The sequence below is a fragment of the Bradyrhizobium sp. 63_E2_N1_3 genome, assembly GCF_052076005.1.
Taxonomy (GTDB): Bacteria; Pseudomonadota; Alphaproteobacteria; order Rhizobiales; family Xanthobacteraceae; genus Bradyrhizobium; species Bradyrhizobium barranii.
This window is the reverse complement of the sequence record NZ_CP197235.1, coordinates 5,032,117-5,057,355: the sequence shown is the minus strand read 5'-3', so window position 1 is coordinate 5,057,355 and position 25,239 is coordinate 5,032,117. Positions and strand designations below refer to the sequence as shown.

Annotated in this window: 23 protein-coding genes; 12 read left to right on the top strand and 11 right to left on the bottom strand. The window is 64.3% G+C overall.

Annotated features, from left to right (window positions below):
* Positions 1–114: 114 nt before the first annotated feature.
* Both AB7531_RS24385 and AB7531_RS24380 read right to left on the bottom strand, forming a co-directional pair.
* Positions 115–1,653 (bottom strand): DEAD/DEAH box helicase, encoded by a 1,539-nt coding sequence (locus tag AB7531_RS24385; protein ID WP_063983517.1) that lies wholly within the window; start codon positions 1,651–1,653, stop codon positions 115–117.
* Between the two features lie 300 nt (positions 1,654–1,953).
* On the bottom strand, positions 1,954–2,964 hold the full coding sequence (locus AB7531_RS24380; RefSeq protein WP_063983516.1) for a helix-turn-helix domain-containing protein: 1,011 nt from the start codon (positions 2,962–2,964) through the stop codon (positions 1,954–1,956).
* A gap of 202 nt (positions 2,965–3,166) precedes the next feature.
* On the opposite strand from AB7531_RS24380, the gene AB7531_RS24375 reads away from it, so the two are divergent.
* A complete protein-coding gene (locus AB7531_RS24375; protein WP_441280146.1) occupies positions 3,167–4,687 on the top strand; it encodes a caspase family protein in 1,521 nt (506 codons plus the stop codon).
* A 49-nt stretch (positions 4,688–4,736) separates the two neighbouring features.
* Here AB7531_RS24375 and AB7531_RS24370 read toward each other — a convergent pair whose 3' ends face one another.
* A complete protein-coding gene (locus AB7531_RS24370) occupies positions 4,737–5,021 on the bottom strand; it encodes a hypothetical protein (protein ID WP_063983514.1) in 285 nt (94 codons plus the stop codon).
* A gap of 121 nt (positions 5,022–5,142) precedes the next feature.
* Between AB7531_RS24370 and AB7531_RS24365 the strand changes: the two genes are divergently transcribed.
* Together AB7531_RS24365 and AB7531_RS24360 are read left to right on the top strand one after the other, a co-directional pair.
* On the top strand, positions 5,143–6,402 hold the full coding sequence (locus tag AB7531_RS24365; RefSeq protein ID WP_084795148.1) for an FAD-dependent oxidoreductase: 1,260 nt from the start codon (positions 5,143–5,145) through the stop codon (positions 6,400–6,402).
* Positions 6,403–6,581: 179 nt separating this feature from the next.
* Positions 6,582–7,349 (top strand): outer membrane protein, encoded by a 768-nt coding sequence (locus tag AB7531_RS24360; RefSeq protein WP_063983512.1) that lies wholly within the window; start codon positions 6,582–6,584, stop codon positions 7,347–7,349.
* 366 nt (positions 7,350–7,715) lie between these two features.
* Here AB7531_RS24360 and AB7531_RS24355 read toward each other — a convergent pair whose 3' ends face one another.
* The gene (locus AB7531_RS24355) at positions 7,716–8,486 is read right to left on the bottom strand and encodes an SDR family NAD(P)-dependent oxidoreductase (RefSeq protein WP_063983511.1); all 771 of its coding nucleotides are present in this window, start codon (positions 8,484–8,486) and stop codon (positions 7,716–7,718) included.
* Between the two features lie 21 nt (positions 8,487–8,507).
* Complete coding sequence (locus tag AB7531_RS24350) at positions 8,508–8,693, bottom strand: hypothetical protein (protein ID WP_007609848.1); 186 nt, start codon at positions 8,691–8,693, stop codon at positions 8,508–8,510.
* A 139-nt stretch (positions 8,694–8,832) separates the two neighbouring features.
* Between AB7531_RS24350 and AB7531_RS24345 the strand changes: the two genes are divergently transcribed.
* Positions 8,833–9,483 carry a hypothetical protein gene (locus tag AB7531_RS24345; RefSeq protein ID WP_084795147.1) on the top strand — a complete coding sequence of 217 codons (651 nt, stop codon included), beginning with the start codon at positions 8,833–8,835 and terminating at the stop codon, positions 9,481–9,483.
* A gap of 89 nt (positions 9,484–9,572) precedes the next feature.
* Here the strand turns inward: AB7531_RS24345 and AB7531_RS24340 are convergent, their stop codons facing one another.
* From AB7531_RS24340 to parE, 3 genes are all read right to left on the bottom strand, one after another.
* On the bottom strand, positions 9,573–10,397 hold the full coding sequence (locus AB7531_RS24340) for an outer membrane protein (RefSeq protein ID WP_063983510.1): 825 nt from the start codon (positions 10,395–10,397) through the stop codon (positions 9,573–9,575).
* Between the two features lie 278 nt (positions 10,398–10,675).
* Positions 10,676–11,458 (bottom strand): outer membrane protein, encoded by a 783-nt coding sequence (locus tag AB7531_RS24335; protein ID WP_085401054.1) that lies wholly within the window; start codon positions 11,456–11,458, stop codon positions 10,676–10,678.
* A 427-nt stretch (positions 11,459–11,885) separates the two neighbouring features.
* Positions 11,886–13,931, bottom strand: coding sequence for a DNA topoisomerase IV subunit B (gene parE / locus AB7531_RS24330; protein ID WP_063983508.1), 2,046 nt, complete (start codon positions 13,929–13,931; stop codon positions 11,886–11,888).
* Positions 13,932–14,203: 272 nt separating this feature from the next.
* On the opposite strand from parE, the gene AB7531_RS24325 reads away from it, so the two are divergent.
* Complete coding sequence (locus AB7531_RS24325) at positions 14,204–14,734, top strand: DedA family protein (RefSeq protein WP_063983507.1); 531 nt, start codon at positions 14,204–14,206, stop codon at positions 14,732–14,734.
* Between the two features lie 40 nt (positions 14,735–14,774).
* Here AB7531_RS24325 and AB7531_RS24320 read toward each other — a convergent pair whose 3' ends face one another.
* A complete protein-coding gene (locus tag AB7531_RS24320; protein ID WP_063983506.1) occupies positions 14,775–15,776 on the bottom strand; it encodes an MBL fold metallo-hydrolase in 1,002 nt (333 codons plus the stop codon).
* A gap of 431 nt (positions 15,777–16,207) precedes the next feature.
* Here AB7531_RS24320 and AB7531_RS24315 point away from each other — a divergent pair, with 431 nt between their 5' ends.
* The 4 genes from AB7531_RS24315 to AB7531_RS24300 all read left to right on the top strand — a co-directional run bounded on the left by AB7531_RS24315 (position 16,208) and on the right by AB7531_RS24300 (position 19,604).
* Complete coding sequence (locus AB7531_RS24315; RefSeq protein ID WP_063983505.1) at positions 16,208–16,876, top strand: FMN-binding negative transcriptional regulator; 669 nt, start codon at positions 16,208–16,210, stop codon at positions 16,874–16,876.
* Positions 16,873–17,859, top strand: coding sequence for an N-acetyl-gamma-glutamyl-phosphate reductase (gene argC / locus AB7531_RS24310; protein WP_441280145.1), 987 nt, complete (start codon positions 16,873–16,875; stop codon positions 17,857–17,859). The genes AB7531_RS24315 and argC (AB7531_RS24310) overlap by 4 nt, the downstream gene beginning before the upstream one ends.
* Positions 17,860–17,955: 96 nt before the next feature.
* Positions 17,956–19,002, top strand: coding sequence for an N-acetyl-gamma-glutamyl-phosphate reductase (gene argC / locus AB7531_RS24305; protein ID WP_063983503.1), 1,047 nt, complete (start codon positions 17,956–17,958; stop codon positions 19,000–19,002).
* 14 nt (positions 19,003–19,016) lie between these two features.
* Positions 19,017–19,604 carry a class I SAM-dependent methyltransferase gene (locus tag AB7531_RS24300; RefSeq protein WP_084795146.1) on the top strand — a complete coding sequence of 196 codons (588 nt, stop codon included), beginning with the start codon at positions 19,017–19,019 and terminating at the stop codon, positions 19,602–19,604.
* Positions 19,605–19,623: 19 nt separating this feature from the next.
* Here AB7531_RS24300 and AB7531_RS24295 read toward each other — a convergent pair whose 3' ends face one another.
* Both AB7531_RS24295 and AB7531_RS24290 read right to left on the bottom strand, forming a co-directional pair.
* Positions 19,624–20,022, bottom strand: a complete 399-nt coding sequence (locus AB7531_RS24295; RefSeq protein ID WP_063983501.1) for an MAPEG family protein — start codon at positions 20,020–20,022, stop codon at positions 19,624–19,626.
* An 82-nt stretch (positions 20,023–20,104) separates the two neighbouring features.
* Positions 20,105–21,910, bottom strand: a complete 1,806-nt coding sequence (locus tag AB7531_RS24290) for a PHA/PHB synthase family protein (RefSeq protein WP_063983500.1) — start codon at positions 21,908–21,910, stop codon at positions 20,105–20,107.
* A gap of 253 nt (positions 21,911–22,163) precedes the next feature.
* Between AB7531_RS24290 and AB7531_RS24285 the strand changes: the two genes are divergently transcribed.
* The 3 genes from AB7531_RS24285 to AB7531_RS24275 all read left to right on the top strand — a co-directional run bounded on the left by AB7531_RS24285 (position 22,164) and on the right by AB7531_RS24275 (position 25,216).
* On the top strand, positions 22,164–22,439 hold the full coding sequence (locus tag AB7531_RS24285; protein WP_063983499.1) for a hypothetical protein: 276 nt from the start codon (positions 22,164–22,166) through the stop codon (positions 22,437–22,439).
* A 209-nt stretch (positions 22,440–22,648) separates the two neighbouring features.
* Entirely contained in the window at positions 22,649–23,869 is a 1,221-nt protein-coding gene (locus AB7531_RS24280; RefSeq protein ID WP_014495524.1) for an LL-diaminopimelate aminotransferase, read from the top strand.
* A gap of 30 nt (positions 23,870–23,899) precedes the next feature.
* Entirely contained in the window at positions 23,900–25,216 is a 1,317-nt protein-coding gene (locus AB7531_RS24275; protein WP_063983498.1) for a homoserine dehydrogenase, read from the top strand.
* The last annotated feature ends 23 nt before the right edge of the window (positions 25,217–25,239 follow it).

Below are 25,239 nucleotides of genomic sequence, written 5' to 3'. Positions count from 1 at the left end.
TTATGTTCGTAGGCTAACGGACGATCGTGAACGCTCTGTAAACAGACGTTCGCGAATGCATCAGAATAAGTGTGAAGCGGCTCTGCTCAACCGAACCTGAGTCGCGCCGGCGCGTCAGGCGCCGGCGGGAGAACGCACTGGCCGGAGCAGAAACGCCGGAAGGTGCGAGTGATCGCCGGGCTCGGTATCGGCCTCGCGCTGGCGGCGCGGCTCGGGGCGGCCGATCGACGGCACATGCGATGGATTGGCTTGCTGGCGCGATCCACCGCGCGGCTCGGATGATTGCTTCGCTTCACGCGGAGGCCTCGCCTCCCGTGCGGGCCTCGGCTCACGTGCAGGTCTCGCTTCAGGAGCGGGCTGTGTCTCTGCGGAAGGCCTCGCCTCGCCGCGCGGTTCGCGGGGCTCGTGGCTGCGCTCACGATCGCGGCCACGCTGCGGCTTGCCGCGTCCGCCGCGGGAACGTTCACGGTCGCGCCCGCGCGGTTCGCGCGAACGTGCGCTCTGCTCGCCTGCGTCCGCGGGCACTTCGAAATCGCCCTCGGCGCGCGGAATACTCTGGCCGATCAGCTTCTCGATCGCCACCATCGACTTCTGGTCGAGCGGCGTCACGAGCGAGATCGCCATGCCGGACCGGCCGGCGCGGCCGGTGCGGCCGACGCGGTGAACATAGTCGTCGGGGTGGTGGGGGACGTCGAAATTGAAGACGTGGCTGACCTCAGGGATGTCGAGGCCGCGGGCGGCAACATCGGAGGCGACCAGCAGCGGCAGTTCGCCCTTGCGGAACTGTTCGAGCGCCGCCGTGCGGGCCGACTGGTCCATGTCGCCATGCAGGGCGCCGACGCTGAAACCATGCTTTTGCAGTGATTTGTGAACGACGGCGACCTCGCGCTTGCGATTGCAGAAGATGATCGCGTTCTGGAGATCCTTGGCCTCGCGCAGCAGGCGTCGCAGCAATTCACGCTTCTCATGCGCCTCGCGCCCGGCCGGGACCTGACACTGCGTGACGGTCACGGCGGTGGTGGCGGGCTTGGAGACCTCGACCTTCTGCGGATTATGCAGGAAGGTCTCGGTGATGCGCCGGATTTCCGGCGGCATGGTCGCGGTGAAGAACAGGGTCTGCCGCGTGAACGGGACGAGCTTGCAGACGCGCTCGATGTCGGGAATGAAGCCCATGTCCAGCATGCGGTCGGCTTCGTCGATGACGAGCAGCTCGACGCCGGTGAGCAGGAGGCCGCCGCGCTCGGTGTGGTCGAGCAGGCGGCCGGGGGTGGCGATCAGCACGTCGACGCCGCGCGTCAGCTTGGCATCCTGGTCGCCGAAGGAAACGCCGCCGATCAGCAGGGCGACGTTGAGTTTCTGGCCGGCGCCGTAGCGGTCGAAGTTTTCCTTCACCTGCGCCGCGAGCTCGCGGGTCGGCTCCAGGATCAGCGTGCGCGGCATGCGCGCGCGGGCGCGACCCTTTTCGAGGATGGTGAGCATCGGCAGCACGAAGGCCGCGGTCTTGCCGGTGCCGGTCTGGGCGATGCCGAGCACATCCTTGCGTGCGAGGACGTGGGGGATCGCCTGTTCCTGAATGGGGGTGGGGGTGGTGTAACCGGTGGCCGCCACTGCGGCGAGGACTTTTTCGGACAGTCCGAGATTTGAAAAGGACATTGAGCCTCTGGTCGAAACCGCCGTTCGGAATCGAGGGTAATTAAGGCTGTCGCGTTCCACCCCGAAACGGCGCGCTCTCAAAGAAGCTGGGGGTGCTGACTCACGCGAACAAAGCGCAAGGCTCAAGAATCGGTCTTCGATCTGAGCCGCGTCGCCCCGGAACATAGGCGGGAATCGGCCAAAGTCAATGGAGCGGGCGCGGGAAGACCCTAAAAAACCTGAGGTTTTTGCTCAAATAGCGGGCCCGGCTGGGCTTTTCCGCCTCCACCGTTAACCGGGCGATAGCTGCCGGAGGGACGGCTAACGCCCTTCCGGGCCCCGGGCCCGGAAATCGCCGGGGGCCATTCCGTAGGCGGCGTTGAAGACCCGGTAATAGGTCGCCAGGCTCTCGAAGCCGCAGGAGGTCGCGATATCAGCGATCAGCCGGTCCGGCGCCTCGCGCATCAGGCGGCGGCTCTGTTTCAGGCGTCCGTCCGTCACGGTCTGCGAAAAGCTCTTCGCCGCGGCTTCGAACAGCATGTGCAGGTGACGCACGGACACGCCGAGCTGGTCGGCCACCATCGCCGGCGCCAGACCGGGGTCTTGCAGATGGCGCGCGATCAGGCGCCGCGCCTGCGAGAGCCGGGCGGTCCGCAGCGCGGCCTGCCCACGGCGGCTGCCGGGCCGCACGATGCCGCGCTCGATCAGCGCCAGATGGGCCAAGGCCTGGACGAGCGAGGCTTGATCCAAGGAGGCCTGATCCAAGGAGGTCTGGGCGACTGAGGTCGCATCAGTGGCGCCGTTATCGCCCGCGGCGGCCTCATCGAGGTCGGCGAAGCAGGCGCCGAGCAGGGGCGCCAGGCCGGGATCGCTGAAGGTCCGGGGCGCAAGCTCGCGCATGCGCCTGTCCTGCGTGGAGAGCCTGCTCACGGGGATCTTCAGGATGCGCAGGTGGAAGCCGCCTGCGCCGAGCGGCGCGGTGCGATAAGGCTGGTCGGTATGGCTGGTGGCGAAGCTGCCGTTGGCGATCGCAAAGTCGCCGGTGCGCATGCCGCCGAACCAGCCGCCGCTGCCGAGCTGTTGGTAGACGCAGATGCTGTCGCCGGGCGCGTAGGCGATGTCGGAGTTGCTGCGCTCGACCGTGTAGTGCGACGCCTTCAGCTCGACGAGCCCACCGCCGCCGAGCTGGCGCAGTGAGAATTCGCCGTAGAAGTCCGCGCGGCGCTCGCGCTCGAGTTCGGCGGTGACGCCGAACAGGCCCTTGGACCGGACCTCGCGCCAATAGTCGAACCGGTCATGCGGCTCGACCTCGTCAGTACACCATCGATACACGGCAGCCCCCGCTTGCAGCGCGCAGCTACCTAGAAAAAGCAGATTCCGGAGGAATCTGCCATAGTCCTGATGACGGAACCCGAGGGCTCTGCGCGTTGAACCGTCGATATGGCTGGACCGACTATCATCAACGGCAGAGGGTTCCAATGAATCGCTGTTCGAGGGGGCCGGCGGAGCGCCGTTCTGCAACGGGAATTTTACGATGACGCGTCGGCTTTTCAGAATTCTGGCGGCCCTTGGCCTTGCGGTGAGCCTGAGCGGCTTCGCGCTGCCCGCACACGCCGAGAAGCGCGTTGCGCTCGTCGTCGGCAACAACGACTACAGGAACGTCCCCAAGCTCCTCAAGGCGGTCAACGACGCCCGCACCATGGGCGATACGCTGAAGCAGCTCGGCTTCTCGGTGATGGTCGCCGAGAACCAGAGCCGGCAGCAATTCTCCGAGACGCTGCTCGCGTTCGACAGGACGATCGAGCCCGGCGACACCGCATTCTTCTTCTACGCCGGCCACGGCTTCGAGATCGCGGGCCAGAACTACCTGCTGCCGACTGACGTACCGGCGGCGACCGAAGGGCAGGAAGAGCTGGTGCGCGACGCTTCCATCCTGGCCGACCGCATCGTCGAGCGCCTTCAGAACAAGAAGGCGCGCACGTCGATCCTGGTGTTCGACGCCTGCCGCAACAACCCGTTCGAGCGCAAAGGCACCCGCGCGGTCGCCGGCGGCGGCGGCCTCGCGCCGATGGTGCAGCTGCCCGAAGGCGTGTTCTCGGTGTTCTCCGCGGGTCCCCGCCAGACCGCACTCGATCGTCTCTCCAACGACGACGCCAATCCCAATTCGGTGTTCACGCGCACCTTCGCCAAGGAGCTGCTCCAGCCCGGCGAGAATCTGGTGCAGGTGGCGCAGCGCACCCGCCGTCTCGTGAGCGAGATGGCCGACACCGTCAAGCACAGACAGGTGCCGGTCTATTTCGACCAGATGGTCGACGACGTCTTCCTCAGCGGCGTTGCCAAGGACGCGACGGCCGCTGCGCGCCCGGCCGATCCGCCGCCGCAGAAGCTCGCGGCTCTCCCGCCGGTGTCGGTACCGCGTGTGCCGAAGGAGGAAACCACCAACGCGCCGATCGCCAGCTTCTCGCGGCACAATGGCGGCTGGAGCGTGGTGTTCTCCTTCGCCGACCCGACGCTCGGTATTTCCTGGCGCATGGCCGGCAATGGCGATTTCCGCGAGACCGGCTTCATCGACACGCTCGATCCGCGCACACGCAAGCGGATGCCGAACCCGTCGATCGAATTGCCGCCGGATGCGCAGGCCGGCACCATCGAGGTCCGCTATGTCGATCAGTCCGGCGACATGCAGGGGCCATTCCCGATCAAGTTCGATCCCGAGGCCGCGCTGATCCGCGACCAGCGCAAGATCCTCGACATGACCGCGACGAGCTGGCTGTCATTCCGCGAGTTCAACGGGCTGCTCGTCTATTACACGCATCTCGTGTCCTACCGCTGCGCCATCCGCGAGGTGCGCATCGGCATCGACACCGCCGTTCCGAACCAGGTGTTGAAGATGCCGGGCTGCGACATGCGCGATCCCAGTGCGATCAGCGCCGGCATGCCGCTCTACCTGAAGCTTGCCCCGGCGACGCAGTTCGTCTCGGTGGAACTGACCTACCGCGACGGCAGCGTGTCGGAAATCAAGAGTTTTCGGGCCGCGAACCGCAGCAACAACTGAGCGGTCTGCGGTTCCATTGTTGGGCGGCGAGCGCAGTTGGCGCGGGAAACTAGCCGCGACGCTTCCCGATGTAGCGCTTGATGGCGTCGATCGCTTCCATCAAGGGCGGCGCAAGCGAGAAGAACGTCCCCATGGCGATCGAGATGACCACATGGCGAAGCAGGACCTTCTCCTGTTCCTCGAACGGATAGCCGTTCTGGTCGATCCGTGCCGGCGCGAGCGTGCCCGCCTCCTGAGGATCCGGCTTCCGCGGCTTGCGCGGCGGCAGCATGATCACGACGAAAAGCACGTTGATCAGCAGCCAGATGCCAAGCACTATCAGTATGGTGCGCAACGCGGGATCATCCTGAAATCAATCGAAATTATCAGCAACGCTACCGGCCATTCGGCATTGCGGCAAACCAATTCCGGCTTGTTGCACCGCACAGAGTACTAAAGTTGTAAGCGAGGAGTTGATGACGGAATCTGATACCCCAGAGCACACCGTGCGTCACTCCGTGAGAGCCCGATGTTGCATCGTCGGCGGCGGGCCGGCCGGCATGATGCTCGGCTATCTCCTGGGACGCGCCGGCATCGACGTCGTGGTGCTGGAGAAGCATGGGGATTTCTTCCGCGACTTTCGCGGCGACACCGTGCATCCCTCGACGCTCCAGGTGATGGACGAGCTCGGCCTGATCGATGGGTTCCTGAAGCTGCCGCACCAGCGCCTGCAGATGATGGACGGTCTGTTTGGCGGCACGCCCGTGCGGATCGCCGATCTCCGCCGGCTCCGCACCAAGTACCCGTTCATTGCCTTCATGCCGCAATGGGACTTCCTGAATTTCCTGCGTGAGGCCGGCCAGCGCTTCGCCTCGCTCAAGGTGATGATGAATACGGAAGCCGTCGATCTGATCCGTCGCGGCGAGACCATCGCCGGCGTGCGCGCGATGACACCGGATGGGCCGATCGACATCGAAGCCGATCTCACCATTGCCTGCGATGGCCGGCATTCGACGGTGCGCGAGCGTGCGGGGCTCCGCGTCGAGGAGATCGGCGCGCCGATGGACGTGCTGTGGTTCCGCGTCGGCCGCAAGGCGGACGAGACCGAGAACCTGTTCGCGCGTGTCGAGCCCGGAAAGATGATGGTCACGTTCGACCGCGGCGACTATTGGCAGTGCGCCTATGTCATCGCGAAGGGACAATACGAGGCGGTGAAGGCGAGGGGATTGCAGGCGCTGCTCGACGACGTCGTGCGCATGGCGCCGATCCTTCGATCCGGCATGGCCGATGTGAAGGGCTTTGACGACGTCAAGCTGCTCACCGTCGCGATCAATCGCCTGGCGCGCTGGACGCGGCCGGGCCTGCTTCTCATCGGCGATGCCGCGCATGCGATGTCGCCGGTCGGCGGCGTCGGCGTCAATCTCGCCGTGCAGGATGCAGTTGCGACCGCCAATTTGCTGGCGGACAAGCTTCGGCACGGCTGCCCAACCGAGAATGAACTCGATGCCGTGCGCCGACGCCGCGAATTCCCGGTGAGGATGACGCAGCGCATGCAGGTGATCGTGCAGAACAACATCATCAGCGGCGCCCTGCAGGGCGGCGATCGGCCGCTGAAGGTGCCGCTGGTCGTGCGCCTGATCACTGCGCTGCCATGGCTCCAGGGTATTCCGGCGCGCCTGATTGCGCTCGGCGTGCGGCCCGAGCACGTGCAATCCAAGGCCGCGCCGGCGTCGTAGTGCAGGAGGTCGGTAGGGATAACGCGGCGTTAAATCGCGCGCCGCGCGTTGCGTGCGCGCAACAGCGCAAACGGATTCACGTCGCGCCGCTTGCCAATCCGGCGTCTTAACTTTCTTGATTCAAATTTGAGTAAGACCTGCGTGTGACCGTGCACCCATCAAAGGACACGGGGTGTACCATGCGTAACAAATTGATTGCCGCCTTCGCCTGCACGACCGCTCTGGTTTCGACCGGCGCCGCTTCAGCCGCCGATCTCGGTGCGCGCTACGTGAAGGCGCCCGCCTATGCGGAGCCGCTGTTCAACTGGACCGGTTTCTATGTCGGCGGCCACATCGGTGGCGCATGGACCAACGAGCAGTTCATCAACAACGGGACCGGCGCGCCGTTCGGCGATCTCGTTCCGGGCCAGGGCTATCGCCAGCGTGGCGCCGGCATCATGGGCGGTGCCCAGATCGGCTACAACTGGCAGGCCAACAACTACGTGTTCGGCATGGAAGGCACGATCTCCGGCCTCGACAACAAGGGTACGGTCGTCAACACCGCCTTCGGCGCCGCTGACGACATCTTCACCTGGCGCGCCAACGTGCTCGCGACCGTCGTCGGCCGCGCCGGCTTCGCCGTGCAGAACAATTTGTTCTACATCAAGGGCGGTTATGCCGGCGTGAACAACCGTCTCAACGTCAGCGACACCGTTGCGCCCTCGACCGGCTCGGGCGGTCAGACCCACTGGGCCAACGGCTGGACCGTCGGCGCCGGCTGGGAATACGGCATCACCCGCAACTGGATCGTCGGCCTCGAGTACAATTACGCGGCCTTCGGCAGCCAGACCTATCAGCTCGGCGGCACCTCGGGTAACTACACCTTCGATGCCAAGCCGCGCGACATCCAGTGGGCCGTCGTGCGCGCGAGCTACAAGTTCGACGCACCGGTCATCGCGCGCTACTGAGCACGTCAACAAACGACCGAAGCTAAAAAAGTACTGCCAACAACTGAAAGCCCCGGCTCCGTCCGGGGCTTTTTTCTGCCGATTCGCGCGTCGTTGTCGCCACGGGCGGGACGGCGCAGCGGATGGTCATCTCCGGAAACTGACCGTGACGGTGCATAAGGGTGCAGTAGGTAAATAGCACTTGCCTATTTCTGCCCCACGGACTCAGCGACGTATCGTTCAGCCATGTCGTTGATGCGGTGCGCGTCGGCGTGAACTACCGCTTCGGTCCCTCGGCCGTCGTCGCAAGGTACTGATCTCTCCGAACGTGAGAGCTTTCAAAGCCCCGGCATCTGCCGGGGCTTTTTCGTCGACCGCGGGGCAAGCTTACGCCATCACGGAGAATCCACCGTCGACGGGGATCGCAGTGCCCGTGACGAAGTTCGAGGCGGGCGAGGCGAGGAACACGGCGATGCCGGCGAAGTCGTCGATATCGCCCCAGCGTCCCGCGGGCGTGCGCGCCAGCACGCGCTCATGCAGTCCCGAGACCTGCTGCCGCGCGCCGCGGGTGAGGTCGGTGTCGATCCAGCCCGGCAGGATGGCGTTGACCTGGATGTTGTCGGGCGCCCACGCATTGGCGCACGCGCGCGTGTACTGCACGATGCCGCCCTTGCTTGCCGCATAGGCGGTGGCGAAGCTCGCGCCGAAGATCGACATCATCGAGCCGATATTGATCACCTTGCCGTTGCCCGACGCCTTCAGCGCCGGATAGGCCAGCTTCGAGCACACGAAAGCGCTGGTGAGGTTGGTGTCGATCACCTTGTTCCACTCGTCGAGCTCGAGCTCGTGCGGCGGCTTGCGGATGCTCATGCCGGCATTGTTGATGAGGATGTCGATCCGGCCGAGCTCCTTGACGACGCGGTCGATCATGGCCGCGACCGCCGCCTTGTCGGTGACGTCGGTGGTGACGGCAATCGCCTTCACGCCGCGCTCTCTGAGATCGGCAACGGCAGCGGCCGACTTGGTTTCGTTACGTGCGACCACGGCGATATCGGCGCCGGCATCGGCGAGTCCGTGGGCGAGGCCAAGACCGATGCCGCCATTGCCCCCTGTGACGATCGCGACTTTGCCGCGGAGATCGAACCGGTTGGATGTCATATTTGTATTCCCTGGTTTCTTCTATTGGTTGCTCTGCCAGATCAGGACCAGTCCGAAGCCGGCCATGGCTGCGCCATAGCCGGCCCATTGCAACTGGTTGACCATGAAGCTCGACCGCGGCCAGGCGACGGTGCCCGTTCCCTGTCCGATCCAGAGCAGCCCGACGGCGAGGGCAAACAGGCCTGCGATCAGCAGAAATCTGCGCATGCATTCCTCCCCGTTGGTTTGCTTCTGTCGTGGCCTACGGCATCAACGATCGCCGCTTGTCACGAAAACTTCCCGCCAGACTAGCCGTAGCTTCGGTTTGGATACAATGGCTGCGGATGCAGGGCCGCTGGGAGGATCCATGTCCGTGCGGAAGATGATCCTTGGTAGCACCCTTGGCATCGCGGCTGCGGCCGCACTGGTGGCGGCCTATGCCGTCATTCCGCGACCTGCGGATCTGCGGGCGTTCGATCCGGCCGAGATGGCGCGGCTCGAGACCGCGATGTGGCGCGACTATTACGACAAGCGCTATGCCGCGCTGTTCTATCATCTCTACGAATCGACGCGGACGCAGTTCGGCTTTTCGCCGCTAAGAAGCTTGCAGATCGCGCTCGGCGCCGCCGGGGCCGCCAGGACGTTCCAGCCGACGCGGTCACGACCGGAGGCCGATGCGGCCCTGCCAGCGCTCGTTGGATACTACCGGGATTTTGCATCGGCCGCGCCTGTGGCATTCGACGCGCACGAGGCCGCCCGTCTCGAGCTTGACTGGTGGCAGGCGCGGCGCGAGGCGGCGGACCCGCGCGACTATGGCCTCACCATCGCACGCGTGACGGCGCTGACCTACGGCAGGAGCGCGGACGATTCCGGCATCAGGCAGTTCGGCATCGCGCGGGCAGAGGCCATGGCGTTTCGCGATGCGCGGGGCGAGGCGATCGCCGAGGCCGACTGGGCGGGGATCGAGAACCGGCTTGGAGAGGCGTACCGATCTCTGAAGGCGAGCGTCGGCCGCTGACAATCCGGCAACGAAAAAGCCCCGGACGATGCCGGGGCTTTGACGTCTAACCAGACTGGATCAGGACCTGTCTCAGGAGTTGGGGCGCTTCAGTTGAAGCGGTAGACCAGCGACGTGCTGATGGTCTGGACCCAGGGCTTGAAGGTAATTGCGGTGCCCGTCAGACCCACCGCCGGCGCGCCGAAATTATTGCCCGGAGCAAACGTCGTGGGCCGGGAAATGCGGTCATAGTACGCCGAACGGTATTCGGTTTTCATGAACCAGCCGGGCGCAGCAATTCCGAAAATGTCGAGGTTGTTCTCGACGCCACCGCCAACGAAAAAGCCATCGCGGTGGAAGGAGCCAGTGGTCGTCTGCGTCGCGGTACTGGCGCCCGGTCCCACACCCAGAAACGTCTGAGACGTGCCTGACCATTCCGAACCCGAGTAACCGGCGTTGACGTAAGACAGGACATTGGGCGCAACGAGATAGCCTAACCGCGCGCCGGCCGTGTAGCTGGTGCGAAGCTTTTGGCGGCCTTCCGTTTGCCAGAAGGCGGGGTCGGTCAGCGAGCCACTGATGTCACCGAACTGTCCGTCAGCAAAGACGCCGGCCACCCAACGGCCGTTGAATTGCCAATCGTAACCGGCGCCGACGGTTCCAAACCAGCCGCTGCCGCCCAGGCGCGTATCGCGGGTTATAGCGGTGCCCGCCGGTCCGAAGGCACCGAACCCTCCAGCAACACCAGTGCTCTGGATGTTGCTGTCAGCGGACCACAGACCGCCGCCGCCGCCGCCGAAGATGTAGAAGCCGGTCCAGCTTTGGACGGGCGCGGGCGCCAGAGCCTTCACATAGGGGCGGGCCCCAAGGTCAGCCGCCGCGGCCGAACCGGTCATCGCCGCCAATGCCGTCAGAGCGAGCAAAAACTTCTTCATGATTAAATCCCAACCTTGGTCTGTTCGGCGCGCGCGCTGAACTTCGAGTCATCGGATGACCAAGCTATAGGCGGTTCCAGCCAAAAAGCTGTTGCCGGTCAGGTACATATGAATTGGGAACGCAGAGCTTGAGGCGACGCCTCCGGACTGGCACGACCCGCTGGGGCACCGCGCACCAGAGCTCTCGATGTATCGAGCCTTGAACTCCGCAAAACAGAAGCCGCAACGAAAAAGCCCCGGACAATGCCGGGGCTTTGACGTCTGAATTTCAGATCAGATCAGTACTTCGCGACGACCGGACCGGTCCAGTTGAAGCGGTAGACCAGCGAGGTCGAGATCGTCTGGTTCCAGCTGTTGGCGCGGATGCTGTTGCCGGTCGGGAGGTTGGTGCCGTCGATCAGTTCGTCCTGGGTCTTGGCGTTGTAGAAGGCCGAACGATATTCGGTCTTCATGAACCAGCCGGGCGAAGAGATTCCGAAGATGTTCAGGCTGTTCTCGACGCCGCCGCCAACGAACCAGCCATTGCGGTTGTAGCTGTTGAGGTGGGCACCAGCGGGAACGCCGGCCAGCGTCAGGAAGTTGGTCTGGCCGAAGTGAGCGCCGGAATAACCGCCGTTGACGTAGGAGAGAACGTTCGGAGCAACCAGATAGCCGAGGCGCACACCAGCGGCCCAGGAGTCTTCCAGCTTCTGCGAGCCGGTGATGCCGAAGAAGGGATCCTGAACCGTGCCACGGATGCTGCCGAACTGACCGTCAGCGAACACGCCGGCGACCCAAGTGCTGTTGAACTGCCAGTCGTAGCCGAGACCGACGGTGCCGAACCAGCCCGAGCCACCCTGGCGCTGGCCGATCGTCAGCGGAACCGCGCCGACCGTGGTCTGGACGGACTGATCGGAGTTCGACAGGCCACCACCACCGCCGCCGAAGATGTAGAAGCCGGTCCAGTTGGCGACGGGCGCCGGAAGCGGGGCCTTCACGTAGGGACGGGCAGCCAGATCGGCCGCCGACGCCGAGCCGGTCATCGCGGCAACCGCGGTGAGTGCGAGCAAAATCTTCTTCATCTTAAAATCCCCAAGCTTTGGTCTGTCCGGCAGGCGCGAGCGCACTGAAGTCCGAGTGATCTGATGCCCGGACTATAGCCGCTTTCCACCGAAATGCTGTTGCCGGACAGGCACAGTCGCCGGGAAACGCCGCTCGGCGAGGATTCCGGGCGTGATCGCCGAAATCAAAAATAGCGCTATTATTACAATATGTTGCGCCATTTTCCGAAGATCGAATTTCGGTAACTTCTCGTTAGTAAATCCGGCTCTGTCCGAAATGGTAGCAATCCTGCCTCAGCCTTGGCGCCGGTGAGTCGTTGGCCGAGTCGTTCCGCCCCAAGATGAGTCGGGTAGCGGACGCGGTCTGGTCGGGCGCCTCCGCGAGCAGCCGCAAACAAAAAAGCCCCGGCCGAGGCCGGGACTTTGTGCGTGACGTCGGAAGACTGCCTCAGACGTCCAGCAGCTCCTCGCTCGCAAACTCCGCCTTGTCCGAGATGAACGCGAAGCGCGCCTCGGCCTTGGTGCCCATCAGGCGCTCCACCGAATCCGCCGTGGTGTCGCGGTCGTCGGCGAGCAGCACCACCTTGAGCAGCGTCCGCTTGCGCGGATCCATGGTGGTTTCCTTGAGCTGCGCCGGCATCATCTCACCAAGGCCTTTGAAGCGGTTTACCTCGACCTTGGCGTTGGCGTTGAACTCGCTCTTGAGCAGCGTCTCCTTGTGCTTGTCGTCGCGTGCGTAGACGGACTTCGAGCCATGGGTCAGCTTGTAGAGCGGCGGCACCGCGAGGAAGAGGTGGCCCTCGTCGATCAGCCGCGGCATCTGCCGGTAGAAGAAGGTGATCAGGAGCGAGGCGATGTGGGCGCCGTCGACGTCGGCGTCGGTCATGATGATGATGCGCTGATAGCGCAGATCCTCTTCGCGATATTGCAAAAGCTGGCCGCAGCCGATCGCCTGCACGAGGTCGGAGAGCTGCGTGTTCGCCGTCAGCTTGTCCTTGCCGGCCGAGGCGACGTTGAGGATCTTGCCGCGCAGCGGCAGCACCGCTTGCGTCTTGCGATCACGGGCCTGCTTGGCGCTGCCGCCTGCCGAGTCACCCTCGACGATGAAGAGCTCGGAGCCGTCGGTGCCGGCATCGGTGCAGTCGGCGAGCTTGCCGGGCAGGCGCAGCTTCTTGCCGGCGGTCTTGCGTGCCGTTTCCTTTTCCTGGCGACGGCGCAGCCGCTCCTCGGCCCGATCGATCACGAAGTCGAGCAGCCGGTTGGCCATGTTCGGATTGCCCGACAGCCAGTGGTCGAACGGATCCTTCATCGCCTGTTCGACGATGCGCTGTGCTTCGGCGGTAGCGAGACGATCCTTGGTCTGGCCCTGGAATTCAGGCTCGCGCACGAACACCGACAGCATCACGGCCGCGCCCACCATCACGTCTTCCGACGTAATGGATGACGCGCGCTTGCCCTGACCGACGCGCTCGGCGTGATCCTTCAGGCCGCGCAGCAGCGCGCTGCGCAGGCCGGATTCGTGCGTGCCGCCATCGGGCGTCGGCACGGTGTTGGTGTAGGACGACAGGAAGCCGTCGGCATCCGCGGTCCAGGCGACAGCCCATTCGCAGGCGCCATGCGCGCCGTTGCGGCCCGATTTGCCCGAGAAGATGTCGGGATGCACCAAGGTGTCGGCGTGGATCGCAGCGGCGAGGTAATCCTTGAGGCCGCCGGGGAAGTGGAAGGTCGCTTCCGCCGGCACATCCTCGACGCCCTTCAAGAGCTCGGGTGCGCAATTCCAGCGGATCTCGACGCCGCCGAACAGATACGCCTTCGAGCGCGTCATCTTGAACAGGCGCTGCGGCTTGAATGCGGCCTTGGCGCCGAAGATGTCGGTGTCGGGCTTGAAGCGCACGCGGGTGCCGCGGCGGTTGTTGATCTTGCCGAGATCCTCGAGCTTGCCCTTCGGGTGCCCGCGCTCGAACGTCATCCGGTAGAGCTTCTGGCTGCGCGCGACTTCGACCTCGAGCAGCGAGGAGAGGGCGTTCACCACGGAGATGCCGACACCGTGCAGACCGCCGGAAGTCTCGTAGACCTTGCTGTCGAACTTGCCGCCCGAATGCAGCGTGCACATGATGACTTCGAGCGCCGACTTCTTCGGGAACTTCGGATGCGGATCGATCGGGATGCCGCGGCCGTTGTCGGTGACGGTCAGGAACCCGTCGGCGCTGAGCTCGACTCCGATGAAGGTCGCGTGCCCGGCCAGCGCCTCGTCCATCGAGTTGTCGATGACTTCGGCGAAGAGGTGATGCAGCGCCTTCTCGTCGGTGCCGCCGATATACATGCCGGGCCGGCGGCGCACCGGTTCCAGGCCTTCGAGCACCTCGATATCGGCCGCAGTGTAGTCGGCTTCGCCGCCGGTCCCGCGCGAGGCCGCCTTGGCGGGTGCGTGCGACTTCGGCTCATCGCCGCCGAAAAAATCGTCTTTTGCTTTTGGCTTCAACTGCTTGGACATATATTTTGATGCACTTTGATGGCCGCGATGGCTGCGAATCGGTTGGGCCGACTATGCCACGGCTGGCCTGCAAAGGTCACCGCAGGTCCGCCCGGCGGGTGTGGGTGGGAGCCAATCCCGGCGATTTTACGCCGCAGGCCCCCACCAATTCCCGGCAATTTGACACCTGGGCCCGGCTCAGGCCCGGCTTTGTGACTTGATGTCACACAAGTCCTTGGCTTACCAGTCCTTTTATCTGACAGGACCGTGACGGGGCGGGAAGGCAATCTGGAATGGAGCAGTACGCGCACGCGCTGGCCGATTTCGTGCGTGCTCACCAGGCTTGGGCGGCTCCGATCGTGTTCCTGCTCGCCTTCGGGGAGTCGCTGGCCTTCATCTCGCTCCTGATCCCGGCCTGGGGAGCGCTGGTTGCGATCGGCGCACTGATCGGGGCGAGCGGCATCAGCTTCTATCCGGTCTGGATCGCGGGCGGCATCGGTGCTGCGCTCGGCGACTGGGTCTCCTACTGGTTCGGCTATCGCTACAAGGAGCAGGTCGCGCAGATGTGGCCGCTCTCGCGCTATCCGGAGCTGCTGCCCAGGGGCGAAGCCTTCGTGCGGAGCTGGGGCGTGCCCAGCATCTTCATCGGCCGCTTCTTCGGCCCCTTGCGCGCCTCGGTGCCGCTCGCAGCTGGCATTTTCGAGATGCCCTATTGGAGTTTTCAGGCCGCCAATTTCATCTCGGCGCTGGTCTGGTCCGCGGCACTGCTGCTTTTTGGCGACGTGATCGCGAAGATCATGGAATGGATCTGGCGCGTGATCTGACCGGGCAGCTCGGCCGCCCGGTCAGCGGATACGGCAGAGCCTAAAGCGAGGCGTTCCAGATCGACGGAATCCAGCGATAGCCCGAACCATCCTTCTCCTTCTCGACGCGGACGAGACCGGGGAAGGCGGCATGGAAGGCCTGGATCGGCATCTTCTCGGCAATCGCCATGTCGTAGAGCTTCCGCCGCGTCTCTTGCGCCAGCGGCTTGTCGACGTCGGAGGCGATGTTCCATTCGGGGTGCTTCACGAACAGGAAGGCTGCGCCTGCGGTGATGTCGACCTGCACAAGTACCTTTTCCGCGCCGGACGCGACGATGAAGGAGTTGTGTCCCGGCGTGTGGCCCGGGCTCGCCACCGAGCTGATGCCGGGCGCGACTTCCTTGCCGGATTCGTATTGCGTGACCTTGCGACCGAGCGCATCGAACACGCGGCGGATGTTCTTGAAGTTGCTTTCGAGGATCGGATTGCCGGTCCCCTTGCTCATCTCGCCGTCATCCATCCAGAACTTCCATTCCACTGCCGGAACCATGATCTCGGCGTTGGGGAAGGCGGGCTTGTTCTCGGCCGCGAGCAGGCCGTTGATGTGGTCACCGTGGAAGTGCGAGATGATGACGGTGTCGACTGCCGCGCGGTCGATGCTGGCCGCCGCAAGGTTGTTGTGGAACTGGCCGACCTTGCCCTTGGTCTGCGTGAACTGGTCGGGCCCGAGACCGGTATCGATCACGACGAGCTTCGGCCCGGTGTTGACGACGACCGGATTGAACGTGTGGGTGACCTTGTCGGTCGGCAGATGGTTCTCGGCGAAGATCTTGTTGATGTCGTCCTTGCTGGCGCCGGCCGCGTAATTGTCCGTCAGGTTGACGGTCGCGACGCCGTCGCAGACCACGGTGATCTGGTGGGAGCCGACATTGTAGCGGTAGAAGCTCGCATTCTGGGTCGCTGCCGGGGGCGCGGCGGCGCTCGCGGGCGAGGTCTTCACGAAGGGCAGGAGCGCCGAGGCGGCGGCGCCGGCTAGCGTTGCACGACGGGTGATCTCGGTCATGGCGATGTCCTGGGGCTGGGTTGCGAACGAAAGGCGCGAACCGGCGGGGTTGTGGCGCCTTTCTTTCTCGGGAACCCCCAAGCTTAGGGGAAATTCCGCTGCGACCCGATGACATCCGTGCGGCATCCTGCCGTCACGAGTGCGGCATCCTGCCGTCACGAGTGCGGCATCCTGCCGTCACGAGTGCGGCATCCGTCACGCCCCATCGATTTGGACTTGACCCTGGAACCCTCTGGCCTTATAGCCGCGCGCCATGATCAACGCCGCGACCATCCTGTTCGCCCGTCGCCGCCGCCGCTCTTTAGCGGTTTGGGCGGTCGATCGCGTTTGAGATCATCGTCTTTGCCGCTGGATCCGATCCGCGGCATTCTCTCTCCTGTCAGCGCGATCTGATCCGGCGGCCCCTCAAGGAGGCCCAGCAGGAGACCACGATGTACACGCCACCCTTTTTCAAGCAGGACCGCGCCGCGAGCCTGAAATTCGCCGAGGAGCGCGGCTTCGGCACGATGTGCGCCTTCGACGGCCACAAGCCGGTCGCCTCGCCGCTGCCGTTCTACCTGACTTACGCCGCTGACGGCACGCCGCAGGCCGCCTTTCATGTCGCCCGTCACAATCCGCTGCTAAAGCTGGCGGATGGGACGACCTCCTGGCTGCTCGCGGTCAACGGCCCCGATGCCTATGTATCGCCCGACTGGTACGTCTCGCCGGATCAGGTGCCGACCTGGCTCTACCAGTCGGTGCATCTGAGCGGGCCGGTGCGCCTCTTGTCGGACGATCAGCTGGCGGTGCAGATCGACACGCTGAGCGACAAGTTCGAGAGCTGGCTGTTGCCGAAAGCGCCGTGGACATCGGCGAAGATGACGGCAGGCCGGCTGGAAGCGTTGAAGAAGGGAATCGTGGGCCTGGTCATGACGGTTGAAGAGGTCGAAGGCAGCTTCAAGCTCAACCAGCACAAATCGGACGCCGACTATACCGCGATCGCCAACGCGCTCGGGGCGCAACCCGCAGCCGACGCCAGAGAGATTGCACAATTGATGCAGGACGTGAGGCCGGAGGCCTTCGCGAACGAAACCAACATGCTCGAAAGGAGCGCGCCATGAGCCTCACGGAAACCACCAAGGCCCCGACCACCGGCGCAGCCAAGAAGCCCGCCACCGTGTTCGTCGACGGCGGCTCCGGCACCACCGGGCTCGGCATCAACGAGCGGCTGAAGCTCCAGAGCGACGTCACCGTGAAGACGATCTCCGACGACAAACGCAAGGACCCCGCGGCCAAGAAGGCGCTGATGGAGGAGGTCGATCTCGTCATCCTCTGCCTGCCTGACGATGCCGCGAAGGAAACAGTGGCGCTGGTCGACAGCATGGGCGCTTCAGCGCCGAAGGTGCTGGACGCTTCCACCGCGTACCGGGTCGCGCCCGACTGGGCCTACGGCTTTCCGGAGCTGACGCCGGACCAGGCCGGCAAGATCAAGGCCGCGAAGAAGGTCTCCAATCCCGGCTGCTATCCGACCGGTGCGATCGCGCTGCTGCGGCCGATCGTCGATGCCGGTCTGTTGCCGCCCGATTATCCCGTCACCGTCAACGCGGTGAGCGGCTATTCCGGCGGCGGCAAGTCGATGATCGCGAGCTTCGAAGACGGCAGCGCGCCGTCCTTCGAGCTCTACGGCCTCGGCTTCGAGCACAAGCATCTGCCGGAGATGCAGCTCTATTCGAAACTGACGCGGCGGCCGATCTTCATTCCCTCGGTCGCCAACTACCGGCAGGGCATGCTGGTCTCGGTGCCGCTCCAGCTCGACGCGCTGCTGGGCAAGCCCAGCGGTGCGGACCTTCAGGCCGCGCTGGCCAAGCGTTACGCCGGCTCGAAATATGTCTCGGTGATGCCGCTCCAGAACGAGGCGACCAAGGGCGGCAAGCTCGAGCCGGAGGCGCTCAACGAGACCAACATGCTCGAGCTCTACGTCTTCGCCAGCGACAAATATCACCAGGCGGTGCTGGTCGCCCGGCTCGACAATCTGGGCAAGGGCGCGTCAGGCGCAGCCGTGCAGAACATGCGGCTGATGTTGGGCCTTGCCGACAATAGCTGATCGAACGTTGCTCGGGAGGCCAGCCCGGTGGACGAAGCGACGCTGCGACTTTCGACCCCGGCAAGACGATCAAATGACGCCTGAAAGGTACGCGTGATGAGCTCGAAGAAGATCGGCATTCTCGGCGCCTCCGGTTACACCGGGGCCGATGCGGTGCGCCTGTTGGCCCGGCATCCGAATGCCGAGATCGTCGCGCTCACCGCCAACACCCATGCCGGCAAGTCGATGGGCGACGTGTTTCCGCATTTTTTCATGCTGGACCTGCCGAAACTCGTGGAATGGGAAAAGGTCGACTGGAGCAAGCTCGATGCGGTGTTCTGCGGACTGCCGCACGGCACCACGCAGGAAATCATCGCCGCGGTCCTCAAGGCAAATCCCAAAATCAAGGTCCTCGACATGTCCGCCGATTTCAGGCTGCGGGACAAGAGCACCTATGCGCAATGGTACGGCCATGAGCACCGGGCGCTCGAACTGCAGGGCGAAGCGGTCTACGGTCTCACCGAATTCTATCGCGAGAAGATCACGTCGGCGCGGCTGGTCGCCTGTCCCGGCTGCTATCCCACGGCGGCGCTGCTCGCGCTGGTGCCGCTTGCGAAAGCCAAGCTGATCGACGTCGACGACATCGTCATCGACGCGAAATCGGGCGTCACCGGCGCCGGCCGCGGGCTGAAACAGAACACGTTGTTCAGCGAGGCGGGCGAGGGGCTGTCGCCCTATTCGGTCGGCACCCACCGGCACGCGCCCGAGATCGAGCAGGAGATCGGCGTCGCCGCCGGTTCCGCAGTGACGATCAACTTCACGCCGCATCTTATTCCGATGGCGCGCGGCGAACTCTGCACCTCCTACGTCAAGCTCAACGGCGCGACGCCGGACGATCTGCGAAGCGCGCTGGAGCAGGCTTATGCCAACGAGCCCTTCGTGCATGTCGCCAGGAAGGGCGTGCTGCCGCAGACCCAGAATGTCCGCGGCTCCAACTATGTGCAGATCGGCGTCGTCGCCGACCGCATCAAGAACCGGGCGATCGTGATTTCCACGCTCGACAATCTGGTGAAGGGTTCGGCCGGGCAGGCGATCCAGAACATGAACCTGATGTTCGGGCTGCCCGAGACGGCGGGGTTGGAGCAAATCGCACTGTTTCCATGACACGAGGTACTGCGGTGGACGAAGCGACCTTGCAATTCTACCGGCAGAACGCCGAGGCCTATGCCGGCTGGACGAAGGCCGCATCGACGCGGTTGCAGGGCTTTCTCGCCCTGCTGCCGCCGGGAGGCGCGATCCTCGAGCTCGGTTGCGGTGCCGGCAATCATTCCGCAGTGATGCTCGCCGAAGGTTTTTCAGTGCGTGCGACCGATGGCTCGCCCGAAATGGCCGAGATCGCCTCGCGCCGGCTTGGTCATCCCGTCGAGGCGATGCGGTTCGACCAGCTGGATGCGCACGAGGCCTATGACGGCGTCTGGGCGAGCGCCTGTCTGCTGCATGTGCCACGCGACGAACTCGCCGGCATCCTTGGAAAGATCCACCGTGCGCTCAAGCCATCAGGCGTGTTCTACGCCAGCTACAAGATGGGTGAGGACGATGGCCGCGACAACCTCGGGCGCTACTACAGCTACGTCTCGCGGGAGTGGCTCGAGATGACTTACGCCAGCGCAGGTTCGTGGATCACGCTGTCGTCGGACACCAACGTGATCCAGAGTTTCGACGAGACGCCAGCCAACATGCTGAACCTCGTCGTACGCAGGGCCTGATCCCTAAGAGACCCGATTTCTAGAGCACCTTGAAGATTGCCAGCGCAAGCACGGCCTGGGCGAGGAAGCCGACGGTGAAGGCGAGAGTCCGGAACACCGGGATTCCGAGCGCATAGACGATCAGATGCGCGACACGCGACCAGAAATAGACCGCGCAGGCGAGCACGGTCCATTTCGAGGAATAGTCGATCGCGTTCAGGATCAGCACCAGCGGCGCGAACAGCACGAGGTTCTCGACGGCGTTGTCATGCGCGAACATCAGGCGGTTCGCCCACTCCGCTTGCGGCTTGTCGGCGCGCGAGGGATTGGCCAAGGCGCCACTGAGACCTCGAACCTGGCAGCGGTTGATGGTGTAGGGAATCCAGAGGATTCCGGTCAGGATCACCGTCAGTGTCAGCCAGAACAATTCGCGCGTCATAACCCGGTCCCCTCTGTCGTCGCTATGTTGAACGCGAGATTATACAAGCGCGCAGGATTGCGCCATGCGCAAAGAAATCCCACTAGGCGCGAACCCTGACATAGCTGCCGGGCGCGTCCTCGATCGCGGGCAGGGCCTCGCTGCCGACCACGCGCGCCGGGACTTCCTCGGGATCGAGCCCGCCCAGCCATTCGCGCCAGTCCGGCCACCACGAGCCCTTGTGCTCCACCGCGCCCTTCATCCACTCGGCGACGTTGATGTCCTTGACGTTGTCGTTGGTCCAGTACTGGTACTTGTTCGAGGCGGGCGGGTTGACCACGCCGGCGATGTGGCCCGAGCCGGACAGGACGTATTTTACCGGGCCGCCGAAGAACTGCGAGCCGTACAACACCGATTCGGCCGGCGCGATGTGGTCCTCGCGGGTGGCGAGGTTGTAGACCGGCACCTTGACCTTGGAGAGGTCGAGCAGCGTGTTGTCGAGCACCATCGTGCCGGTGGAGAGCCGGTTCTCCAGGTAGCAATTGCGCAGGTAATAGGAATGGTTCGACGCGGTCATGCGCGTCGCATCCGAATTCCAGTGCAAGAGGTCGAACGCGCTCGGCTGCTGGCCCTTCAGATAGTTGCTGACGACATAGGACCAGATCAGATCGTTCGAGCGCAGCATGTTGAAGGCCATTGCCATCTTCGAGCCTTCGAGCACGCCGGCCGCCTTCATGTCCTGCTCGAGGGCCGCGATCTGGTCTTCGTCGACGAACACGAGGAGATCGCCGGCATGGGTGAAGTCGACCTGCGCCGCGAAGAACGTCGCCGACGCCACGCGCTGGCGGCGCTTCTCGGCGAGCCAGGCCAGCGTGGTCGCGAGCATGGTGCCGCCGACGCAATAGCCGGCGGTGTGCACCTTCAACTCGCCGGTGACCTTCTCGATCACGTCCATCGCCGTGAGCGGGCCTTCCTTCATGTAGTCTTCCCAGCTCTTGTTACCGAGCCGCTTGTCGGGATTGACCCATGAGATCACGAACACGGTGATGCCCTGGTCGACGCACCACTTGATGTAGGATTTCTCCGGCTTGAGATCGAGGATGTAGAACTTGTTGATCCAGGGCGGCACGATCAGGAGCGGCGTGCGCAGCACGTTCTCCGTGGTCGGCGAATACTGGATCAGCTGCATCATCTCGTTCTGGTAGATCACCTTGCCCGGCGTCGTCGCCATGTTGACGCCGACGACGAGATTGTCCGGATTGGACTGGCGGATCTTCAGCATGCCCTTGCCGGCCGCGATGTCCTCGGCCAGCATCTTCAGGCCGCGCGCGAGATTTTCGCCGCTGCTCGCCACCGTCTCGCGCAGCACTTCCGGATTGGTCAGCACGAAGTTGGACGGCGAGATCGCATTGGTGACCTGCTGGATGTAGAAATCCGCCTTGCGGCGGGTCTGCGGATCAAGCTCGGCGTCGTGCACCAGCTCCTGCGCCCATTTGGTCGTGAGCAGATAGAGCTGCATCATGAAATCAAAGAACTGGTTCGACTTCCATTCCGGATCGGCAAAGCGCTTGTCGCGCGGCGAGGGCGCGATCGCGGGCGGGGCGTCCTGGCCGGCCATGCGGCGCGCTGCCGAGCCCCAGAGGTCGAGATAATCCTTGGCGAGCTTGGTCTGTAGATCCGACGCGCGGGATGTATCCGACAGCCAGTATTCGGCGACCGACGTGAAGGCCTTGACCACTTCCGTAAGCTCGGCGGGCGGCCGATCCTGCACGTCGCCGCTCTCGCGCGGTTTCAGATACGCGGCGAGCGCCTTGCCGCCGCTCTCCATCGCCCGCGCGACATTCATCGCGAAGGCTTCCGCATCGAACTTCGTCTCGGGTTTGGGCGTGTCGGTCGTGGCGGTACTCATGAGCAGAACAGTAACGACTCATTCTGTATTCGTCACCGCGAAGCTCGCATGTTTGGCGTTAAACAAGCTCCAACATGTGCTGCACTGCGACAAAGCCCCTTGGTTTTGTCACAATCAGCGTGCACCTCTTCCGCAGTGGGCCTTGGAAGTATTCTCGCTCGTACCATTTGTGGGCAGCAATGGTTTGAGCTTGGGCAGGTTGTCGGGTTAAGTTCCGGCAGCCTTGCGTTGGGACGAGTAGGGGATTTCCCAAGTGTTGGCGTTGAGGGACCTGCAAAAGTCGCTGCCGATCTGTGGCGCGCTGCTGATGGCGGCGCTTGCCTTGGGCGGCTGCTCGAGTCAGCTGGCTGACTATACCCCTACTGATGCGCAGGCCCATCCCAGGGAGCCCGGCTCGTACCTTCCGGTGCACGATCTGCCACCGGATCGTGATCAGGCAATCATCCCGCCGGACCAGCGCGCCAAGATCGAAGCCGAGCTGGCCGCCGCGCGCGACCGCCAATCCGTTGCCGCAAAAGACGCCAAGTAACGCGGCGTAATCGCTGGCGCCCCCGCCATGCCGTGCTAAAAGACCTCAGTTCAGCCGAGAGTCAGGGCGAACGACTTCAGCTCCTGCCGTCGAATCTTGCTCTAAGCGTTTGATTTTGAGCGATTTTCGCGAGGGGGCGAGAGCTTTCCCGAGCGGCTGTCATGGCCGGTCGATTCTGTCCTGACCGGTTGCCCGGAGCCCAGAGAGCCATGGAAGAGTTTTACCGCATCCGCCGCCTTCCGCCTTACGTGTTCGAGCAGGTCAACCGGGCCAAGGCAGCCGCGCGGAATGCCGGCGCCGACATCATCGACCTCGGCATGGGCAATCCGGACCTGCCGGCGCCTGCGCATGTGCTGGAGAAGCTGAAGGAGACGCTGGGCAAGCCGCGCACCGACCGCTACTCGGCTTCCCGCGGCATCCCCGGGCTGCGCCGGGCCCAGGCCGCTTATTACGCCCGCCGCTTCGGCGTGAAGCTCAACCCCGACACCCAGGTCGTGGCGACACTCGGGTCGAAGGAGGGCTTTGCCAATGTGGCGCAGGCGATCACCGCGCCCGGCGACGTCATCCTCTGCCCGAACCCGAGTTACCCGATTCACGCCTTCGGCTTCCTGATGGCGGGCGGCGTGATCCGCTCGGTGCCCTCGGAGCCGACGCCGCAATTCTTCGAGGCGGTGGAACGGGCGATCGTGCATTCGATCCCGAAGCCGCTCGCGCTCGTCGTCTGCTACCCCTCGAATCCGACCGCCTATGTCGCGAGCCTCGACTTCTACAAGGACCTCGTCGCGTTTGCGAAGAAGCACGAGATCCTGATCCTGTCCGATCTCGCCTATGCCGAAGTCTATTTCGACGAGAACAACCCGCCGCCTTCGGTGCTCCAGGTGCCCGGCGCGATCGACGTCACCGTCGAGTTCACCTCGATGTCGAAGACCTATTCGATGGCCGGCTGGCGCATGGGCTTTGCGGTCGGCAACGACCGCGTGATCGCCGCGCTCGCCCGCGTCAAATCCTACCTCGACTACGGCGCCTTCACGCCGGTGCAGGTCGCCGCGACCGCCGCGCTGAACGGCCCCGACGATTGCATCAAGGAGATGCGCGACACCTACCGCAAGCGCCGCGACGCGCTGGTGGAGTCATTCGGCCGCGCCGGCTGGGAGATCCCGCCGCCGGAAGCCTCGATGTTCGCCTGGGTGCCGCTGCCGGAGGCCTTCCGCAGCGTCGGCAGCATGCAGTTCGCAACCCTGATGGTGGAGAAATCCGGCGTCGCGGTCTCGCCCGGTGTCGGCTTCGGCGAGCACGGTGAAGGATATGTCCGCATCGCCATGGTGGAAAACGAGCAACGGATCAGACAAGCCGCGCGCGGCGTGCGCCGCTTCCTTGAAAGCGGCATCGAAACGTTGCACAACGTCGTTCCGCTCGCCAATCGGCGTTAAGTTTCTCTTCGGCAGGTTTTCTAAAGCATCATGGTTGCACCCCTGAAAGTGGGCATAGCGGGGCTCGGCACCGTGGGCGCCGAAGTTGTCCGTTTGATCGAGACCCAGGCCCGCGTGCTCGCGGGCCGCAGCGGCCGCGGCATTCGCGTCGTCGCCGTCACCGCGCGCTCGAAGGCGAAGAAGCGCGGCGTCGATCTGCGCGGCATCGAATGGGTCAGGGACCCCATGGCACTGGCCACGCATCCCGGCATCGACTGCTTCGTCGAGCTGATGGGCGGCGCCGGTGATCCCGCTCTCTCTGCGGTCGAAGCGGCACTGAATGCGGGCAAGTCGGTCGTCACCGCCAACAAGGCGCTGCTCGCCAAGCACGGCCTGAAGCTTGCCAAGGCCGCCGAAAAGCACGGCGGCGCGCTGAATTTCGAGGCAGCGGTCGGCGCCGCGATCCCTGTCATCAAAACGTTACGCGAAGGGCTTGCCGGAACCGGCGTCACCCGCGTCTACGGCATCCTCAACGGCACCTGCAATTACATCCTGACGCGGATGGAGCAGGAGGGCCTGTCCTTCGCCGAATGCCTCAAGGATGCGCAGCGGCTCGGCTACGCCGAGGCCAATCCGTCCTTCGACGTCGATGGCCACGACACCGCGCAAAAACTTGCCATTCTCGCCAGCCTCGCTTTCGGCACGAAAGTTGCTCAAAGCGCGGTGTATGTCGAGGGTATCTCATCCATCGCGCCGGAAGATCTGCGCGCAGCCGACGATCTCGGTTACCGGCTCAAGTTGCTCGGCGTTGCCGTTCGCACCGCCAAGGGCATCGAGCAGCGCGTGCATCCGACCATGGTTCCAAAATCCTCCTCGATCGCGCAGGTGATGGGTGTCACCAATGCAGTCACGATCGATGGCGAGGGCATCCCTCCGATCACGCTGGTCGGCCCCGGTGCCGGCGGTGCTGCGACCGCATCCGCCGTCGTCGCCGACATCGCCGACGTTGCGCGCGGCATCCGCGCCAATCCGTTTGGCCGGCCGATCTCGCATCTGCGCGACACCAAGAAGGCGCCGATGGAGCGGCACGAGGGCGGCTACTATATCCGCCTGCTGGCGCGGGATTTCCCGGGCACTGCGGCCGCGATCGCGACCCGGCTCGCGGAGCAGAAGATTTCGATCGAGTCGATCGTGCAGCGTCATCCCAATGGCGGCGCTGCGCCGGCGAGCGGCAAGGCGGTGCCCGTGCCCGTCATCCTGATCACCTATGCAACGCACGAGGACGCCGTGCGACGCGCGCTCGCGGCCGTGCAGAGGGACAAGGTGATCAGCGGACGGCCGCAGGTGATCCGGATCGAGAAGAACTGAGCATGACCCGGAAAAGTGTGAAG

Coding starts and splice junctions, on each gene's coding strand:
- AB7531_RS24295 (WP_063983501.1), bottom strand. CDS start 20,022: ATGACGCGCGAATTGTTCTGGCTGACACTGACGGTGATCCTGACCGGA.
- argC (WP_063983503.1), top strand. CDS start 17,956: ATGAGCTCGAAGAAGATCGGCATTCTCGGCGCCTCCGGTTACACCGGG.
- AB7531_RS24290 (WP_063983500.1), bottom strand. CDS start 21,910: ATGAGTACCGCCACGACCGACACGCCCAAACCCGAGACGAAGTTCGAT.
- AB7531_RS24385 (WP_063983517.1), bottom strand. CDS start 1,653: ATGTCCTTTTCAAATCTCGGACTGTCCGAAAAAGTCCTCGCCGCAGTG.
- AB7531_RS24350 (WP_007609848.1), bottom strand. CDS start 8,693: ATGCGCAGATTTCTGCTGATCGCAGGCCTGTTTGCCCTCGCCGTCGGG.
- AB7531_RS24360 (WP_063983512.1), top strand. CDS start 6,582: ATGCGTAACAAATTGATTGCCGCCTTCGCCTGCACGACCGCTCTGGTT.
- AB7531_RS24335 (WP_085401054.1), bottom strand. CDS start 11,458: ATGAAGAAGATTTTGCTCGCACTCACCGCGGTTGCCGCGATGACCGGC.
- AB7531_RS24340 (WP_063983510.1), bottom strand. CDS start 10,397: ATGAAGAAGTTTTTGCTCGCTCTGACGGCATTGGCGGCGATGACCGGT.
- AB7531_RS24375 (WP_441280146.1), top strand. CDS start 3,167: ATGACGCGTCGGCTTTTCAGAATTCTGGCGGCCCTTGGCCTTGCGGTG.
- AB7531_RS24345 (WP_084795147.1), top strand. CDS start 8,833: ATGTCCGTGCGGAAGATGATCCTTGGTAGCACCCTTGGCATCGCGGCT.
- AB7531_RS24315 (WP_063983505.1), top strand. CDS start 16,208: ATGTACACGCCACCCTTTTTCAAGCAGGACCGCGCCGCGAGCCTGAAA.
- parE (WP_063983508.1), bottom strand. CDS start 13,931: ATGTCCAAGCAGTTGAAGCCAAAAGCAAAAGACGATTTTTTCGGCGGC.
- AB7531_RS24365 (WP_084795148.1), top strand. CDS start 5,143: ATGACGGAATCTGATACCCCAGAGCACACCGTGCGTCACTCCGTGAGA.
- AB7531_RS24275 (WP_063983498.1), top strand. CDS start 23,900: ATGGTTGCACCCCTGAAAGTGGGCATAGCGGGGCTCGGCACCGTGGGC.
- argC (WP_441280145.1), top strand. CDS start 16,873: ATGAGCCTCACGGAAACCACCAAGGCCCCGACCACCGGCGCAGCCAAG.
- AB7531_RS24320 (WP_063983506.1), bottom strand. CDS start 15,776: ATGACCGAGATCACCCGTCGTGCAACGCTAGCCGGCGCCGCCGCCTCG.
- AB7531_RS24355 (WP_063983511.1), bottom strand. CDS start 8,486: ATGACATCCAACCGGTTCGATCTCCGCGGCAAAGTCGCGATCGTCACA.
- AB7531_RS24280 (WP_014495524.1), top strand. CDS start 22,649: ATGGAAGAGTTTTACCGCATCCGCCGCCTTCCGCCTTACGTGTTCGAG.
- AB7531_RS24325 (WP_063983507.1), top strand. CDS start 14,204: ATGGAGCAGTACGCGCACGCGCTGGCCGATTTCGTGCGTGCTCACCAG.